General features: G+C 50.5%; 2 protein-coding genes. Both read right to left on the bottom strand.

Features of this window, described 5'->3' with window-relative positions:
* Window positions 1-191: 191 nt before the first annotated feature.
* A complete protein-coding gene (locus HQM15_08035; GenBank protein ID MBF0492714.1) occupies window positions 192-5,438 on the bottom strand; it encodes a hypothetical protein in 5,247 nt (1,748 codons plus the stop codon).
* Window positions 5,439-5,713: 275 nt separating this feature from the next.
* Window positions 5,714-6,319, bottom strand: a complete 606-nt coding sequence (locus HQM15_08030) for a DNA-binding protein (GenBank protein ID MBF0492713.1) — start codon at window positions 6,317-6,319, stop codon at window positions 5,714-5,716.
* Window positions 6,320-6,404: the final 85 nt, after the last annotated feature.

Raw genomic sequence — 6,404 nt, 5'->3', positions numbered from 1 at the left:
TTTGGATTAGTCCGAAAACAAAAGGCCACTTTACTGACCGTATAAAAAAGAAAAATGTAGTGCCCCCTTATTTTTATAAGCTATTGTTTTTTAAAGAATCTGTAACCGCTAGTGCGGAAGTCGGGAGTCTCACATTTAAAGTCGGTGAGCTGATTTTAAGCCCTCATTTCTGCTGACAATCAATTCAAAACTTATCGCCCAACAGGATGACAAGCCGTCGAGCACATGGTGGTGCTTGTTCTTCTGGAGGAATGACAGCCCCCTCCCTGTTCACAGGTTACTCGTCGGGCGTTAGAGAAATTAGAAGCCCACATAACTGTCCAAAAGTCGGTAGGATCTGTAGGACTGGGACGCGCGCCCGTTTCATCGACAAAAAGAGGACTATCGGTTACGTAGAAGGCATGCCCCAAAGACCAATCGTAGGCTCTACTCAAGGGGCTGCGAGCAAAAAAACTCTTGTGGGGATAGGCCCAGTGGCAACGATAACAATCAGAGCGGGTTTCCAAACTGCTTCTGATATCAGTTGGTAAAAAATCAACGGCAACATCATTGATGGGGGAGACATGACCATGGCAATCTTTACAATTTTGGGTCGCTGAAGTTGCAGAGGTGAAGGAAACAGAATGTAAATAGTTCCCGTGTTCTGGAGAGGCAGGGAAAGGAGTGGTCGGCCCGGAAACCCACCAGGAAGCCGTGTGTGTGACACCGCTGGTATGGCAATCGGTGCAGGCGATTCCACCAAGTCTTCGCTCATAACTGCTTCCATGGCATCCGTAGCAATTGCCTCCAACCCTCGATTCTTCAATCATTTTCAGGGCATGGTTTTTGGGTTCTCCTGGGGACGTTCGTCCTGGTCTCAACCAAGCGGGGTTGGTTTCATGAGGGAATTCTGTGTGACAGAGTGTACAGGTATACACTTCTATCCTCGTGCCATCCGCTGCAGTGACCACTCTTCCAGACAACGTTGGCCCATGGCAATTCGCACTGCCGCAATTATTTACTCTGGCAGTAGGCCCACTAAAAGTAGAGGCGCCTACCAGTGAAGCAGGGCCATGTCCTGTAGAAATCCACGCACTGGTAATGGGTTCATCGCTGAGACTTCTAGCGCTGGCGGGGTCACCATGAGGGTAATTGGCGTGACATCCGCTGTTGCTGCAATCAACCCCGGAATTTCCTCCACGCAGATCAGTTCCATGGCATAGTTTACAAGAGGCTTTCACATTGTCTAAATTAACCAAGACATGGTTCCCATGTCCATTTCCGCTGTCATTATAGGTTCCCCAACCGCTCTGTGCATGCTTTTGTGGATAACTTTCATGGCAAGTTCGGCAGGCTACCCCAGCGAGACCTCCCGAATAATCGCTTCCATGGCAGGCCTGGCATTCGGTCAACTTGGCAGCCCTGTCCGCGGCTGAATATCTTGCCCCCACTGGCCCCAAAATATATTGTCCATGTTCTGTACTAGACCAGGTTGAGGAACTGCCTGTAGCGCGTGGATGCCGGGCATAGCTGGCATGACAACTAGTGCAAGCCCCCGTGCTTGTGGCCGTAGGATCGCTAATCATGACATTGTTCAACCCCGCACCATGGCAGGTCTTGCAATTATTGATATCTGAAATAGCCGCTGCGCCATGAGCGGCACCCGTAATCCATCGCCCAGCGGTACCATCCTGGTGAGGATAGCTGGAATGGCAGCTCCTGCTGCAGTTTGCGCTTGGAATGGCATCGAAGTGTTCTCCATGACAGGTTTTGCATTCAAGGAGATTGGTATCCCTCTGAGCCCTCGTGAACTCTCGACTTGCCCCGTTGATATAAGCCCCATGAGCATCTCTCCAGAGAGGAGTAGTTGAACCAGCCACCCGAGCGTGTCTGGAGTAGGTGCTGTGGCAATTGTTGCAAGAATGCCCACCGGTGCCTGTGCTACTGAGGACATTCCCCAGATCGGCACCGTGGCAGCGTTTGCAAGAATCGATATCGGAGATGGCGGTGGTTCCGTGTGTTGAAATCGTGCTCGACCCTGTGACCGGATACCAGCCCGTTGTATGTGGAAAATTGCTGTGACATCCAGTCTGGCTGCAGCTTGGTCCACGGGTTACTCCCGTGGTGGGAATAAGACCAGTTCCGTGACATTCTGCCTCCGCACAACTGCGTGTTCCGCTGCTACGAACAACACTGCCATGCTGACCAGTTCTCCAGGCATCAAGATCGAGGTGAGGATAGTTTTGATGACAGCTATAGCAAGTCGTTCCGCTGGTTCCACTGCTACCCACATCCGTTCTCAAATCATTTCCGTGGCAAAGTTTACAGTCGTTATAACGCGTACCGACTGGCGCAGGGGTACTTCCAGGAGCGCCCATGAGAGAGGCTCCGTGCCCTGCATAGGTCCCCCAGGTAGCTCCGGGAATGTGTCTTTGTGGATAACTCTCATGACACGACCTGCAAGCTGTTCCCGAAATGCCACCTGAATAATCGGCGCCGTGACAAGTCTGGCATTCGGTCAGCTTAGTGGCCTTTACAGCTTCGCTATTTCTTGCCCCGACGGGACCCAAAACATACTGCCCATGCCCTGTAGTAGGCCATAGTGAAGGAGTTGTAGGAGTTTCTGTAGATCGGCGATGTTGGGCGTAGCTGGAGTGACAGCTGACACAGGATCCTGTACTTGCCGCTGCAGTGTCTGTAATCATGACATTGTTCAAGCCGGCACCATGACAGGTCTTGCAATTATTGAGGTCTGAAATGGCGGCTGCTCCATGAACAGCACCCGCAATCCATCGCCCTGCCGTGCTGTCCTGGTGAGGATAGCTGACATGACATCCCCTACAGTTTCCGCTGGGAATAGGGGCATCAAAGTTTGCGCCATGACAGGTTTTACATTCGAGGAGTTTGGCATTTCTTTGAGCCTTGGTGAATTCCCCACTTGCCCCGCGAATGTAGGGGCCATGAGATCCAGCTCCGGGCCCGGTCCAGGTGGAAACACCCCGCACCCTTCCGTGTTGGGAATAAACGGCATGGCAATCTACACAAGATCCTCTTCCCCGAGGGTCGGCACTAGCGACCATTTCATTGGAGAGATCCGCCCCATGGCAGGCCTTGCAAGCCTCAATCTCGGTTCCAGAAATTGCAACGGTTCCATGACGTGAAGTGCTTCCATCAGTTGACGGGCCCCAGCCGGCCAGATGCGGAAAATCGGTATGGCAACCTGAGCTGGCACAATTCGTCCCACGAGTTTCTGTGGTGGGAATAAGGCCGGTGCCATGACATTGAGCTTGAGCACAGGAGGTGGAACCATTTTCTCTCACAAAATGGCCATGATTGCTTGGGTCTGCCCAGCCTGCTGGATGAGGATAGTTTTGATGACAGGAATTGCAATTTCGATCGTTGATATTTCTGCTCAAATCACTTCCGTGACAGGTTTTGCATTCATTGTAACGAGTACTGATCGGTGGAGGAGTAGAGCCTAGTGGCCCCATGAGGAAAGCCCCATGCCCGTCAAAGGTACGCCAAGCTTCCCGAAAGATTCCATCTGAACGGTGTTGAGCATAGCTGGGATGACAGGAGGCAGCAGAACAAGAGCCATGCCCAGTTACGGGGGCAATATTCAAATCGGCTCCATGACAGGCTCGACAGGCATTAAAATTAGCAGCCGCTTGAGGGCCGTGATCTGAGGCATGACCATCGCTGCTAGGGGCCCATCCCGCAAGATGAGGATAGGTCTCATGACAGCTTGAGTCTTTACAGCTTTGTCCCGAGAGTCCACCCCGATAATCTGAACCATGGCATTTCTGACACTCAGTGAGTGTGGTCACTCGATCCCGGGAGGGGTCTAGAACATAAGTCCCATGTTCTGTTCCTCTAGCCCAATGGTTATCGGTAGCGGCTACCAGGAGCGCACTCCGGTGTCTGGTATAGCTTGGATGACATTCCGCACAGGCACCGTGACCGACTAAGGTTGTGCTGGTTCTCCGGTCCAAGGCATCGCCATGACAGGCCTTACAACCAGTGATGTTTGTATCTACCAAGGCCTGTCGGCCATGATTGGTCCCCAAGGCCCAATCGGGGATATGGGGGTAGCTCTGATGGCAACCGGTGCAACTCAATCCGTAGGTAACGCCAGCAACCGAAACAAGCCCCACTCCATGACAATGGGCTGTGGCACAGCTGGTAGTGCCATTAGAATGAGCATAGACAGCATGCTCCTGGGTTTGCCCCACTGGTCTTAGCCAGCCGTCCAGGTGTGGGTAGGAGGCGTGACAGGCCGAATTAAAGCAGGTGGGGTTTCCTCGATTACCCCCCCGAAGATCAGTCCCATGGCAGTTTTTACATTCTTCTTTGGAACCATGAGCCGTTTCCAGAACATAACGAGCATGTCCATCAAAGGTATTCCAGGTGGAAGAGACTATCTGATGGGGATAGGAAGCATGACAGCTGAAACAGTTCCTGCCGTCCGGCTTTACTGTCTTCAGATCAGTTCCATGGCAAAGTTTGCAGGCATCCGTAGATCCATTGGTTTTGACCCTCTCTCCGTGACCTCCCTGGAAAGGGATCCAGGTGGTACTCTCCGGATGTGGATAATCGGCATGGCACGAAAAACAATTTTTTCCAGCGAGCATCTGCTTAAAGTCACTGCCATGGCAGTCTTGGCAGGCAGCTTTTCCTAAACGATTAGCCGTTGCACCATGATTATCCTGCCACCCAGCTGCATGGGGATAGATTCCATTATGACAAGACCTACAGGCCACTCCAGAAAGCCCACCACTCAGATCCGTCCCATGACATTGTGTAGCGCAGCTTGCACTTCCATTGGTTGCAACCCATTGCCCATGATTTTCCTTATTTCTCCAATCCGTTGGGTGAGGATATACATTGTTGTGGCAAGATTTACAGGATTTCCCCGAAAGCATTGTGTTAAAATCATCGCCATGACAACCTTTACAGAGGTTCTTCCCATCTCCCTTCGCAACATTGCCATGTTCACCAGGGTCTGCCCAAGAGGCCGTGTGTGGAAAAATTGTATGACAGGTGTTGCAAGAGATTTCTGAAATTCCTCCCTTGAAGTCATCGCCGTGACATAGAGTGCAAACGTTTTGTCCCTGTGCCAGGGCATAGGCCCCATGATTTTCTTTTTGAACCCACCCCTCCGTGTGGGGGAAGGGATGACAAGAAAAGCAGGTAGGAGCTCTTTCGACATCGGTTGAAGAGATTTTGTGGCAGTTTAGGCAAACCTGAATACCGTTTTGATTGACCCAGGTTCCGTGTAAAGGAATCCAGGGCTCCGTATGAGGAACGATCTGAGAAGTGGGACTCTCACTGGGTGAAACTGCAATTCCAGTACTTGGCCCTACCGGATCCGGTGGATTTGTATTGGAACATCCTGCAAATAAAATGAGAAAAAAACAGAGGATGAAGTTCAATGGGTAAGGTCGTATAAAAAGTCTCATAAAAGGCTTAATAAAAGTGTGAACAAAAAAGTTAAACCGCAACTAGCCCCACCCGACATTATAAGGGTATGATGCGGATCACAACAAGCACAAATAACGACACTATGGTTATCGTATGCTAGCAAGGAATGTTGCGTAAAAAATGAATATATAATTTTGTGTTTTAAGATTTGATAAGGATTTTATGCGGTTATCGAGTAAATTATTTTGAACAAGAATGAACCCCCCTATAACAAGGCAAGAGGGAATTCATTCTCGTGATGTTTCTGAGATTTCTATTCTACAGTGATTTTGGCCTTCTCCAGCACGATGCTGTATTTATATCCCCCACCAAAATCTTGTTCAGTAGCAAGTATTCCGCGGACCAGAACGGTATTGCCAACAGCCGCTGTATCCGTGCTGGTGACTGTCAGGTCGTTGCTCCCCAACGTACCTGATCCATCCTGAATGTGCAGCCAGTTGCGGTCCATGATTCCTCCGTTGTACTTGACCACTTTTCCACGGACGACAAGCTCTTTACCCGAGAGATTAGCCTTTTGAGCAAAAATCTCGGCGATAGTCTTACCCCCTTCGGCCTTCTTGATTCCTACGACATGCTCTGTCACTGGAATCGGGGCCCCTGTGTGAGGGGCTTGAGTTTGATCAGGTACAGATTCAGGTGAAGTGGATTTGGGTGCCGTGGCAGTCCCAGCCTGAAGAGAAGATGCAAAGTAAATCACGTCAAAGGTTCGATTGAGTGTCTTGCTATGGAAGTTCATCATCGGCATGCCTCCCGAAAAGCTTGCCTTTTTACCCACAGTCAGAGCTGTTTCTTTACCAGCTACCCACAGCTTGGTTCCATCAACATCAATCTTTGCGTAGGTATAGCCACCAGAGTTCATAGTTTCAATCACCTTCCCTGAACCCGATTTATTATCCTCCATCCCCGGAGCTGTTTCGGTCATAGAAAGATCAAATGGCGAAGCA

The sequence above is a fragment of the Deltaproteobacteria bacterium genome, assembly GCA_015233135.1.
Lineage (GTDB): Bacteria > UBA10199 > UBA10199 > JADFYH01 > JADFYH01 > JADFYH01.
The sequence above is the reverse complement of the archived record's forward strand: the minus strand, read 5'-3'. Positions and strand labels throughout refer to the sequence as shown.

What these genes read in the sequence shown, in the direction of transcription:
- HQM15_08035 (MBF0492714.1), bottom strand. Translation starts at nt 5,438, where the DNA reads ATGAGACTTTTTATACGACCTTACCCATTGAACTTCATCCTCTGTTTT.
- HQM15_08030 (MBF0492713.1), bottom strand. Translation starts at nt 6,319, where the DNA reads ATGAACTCTGGTGGCTATACCTACGCAAAGATTGATGTTGATGGAACC.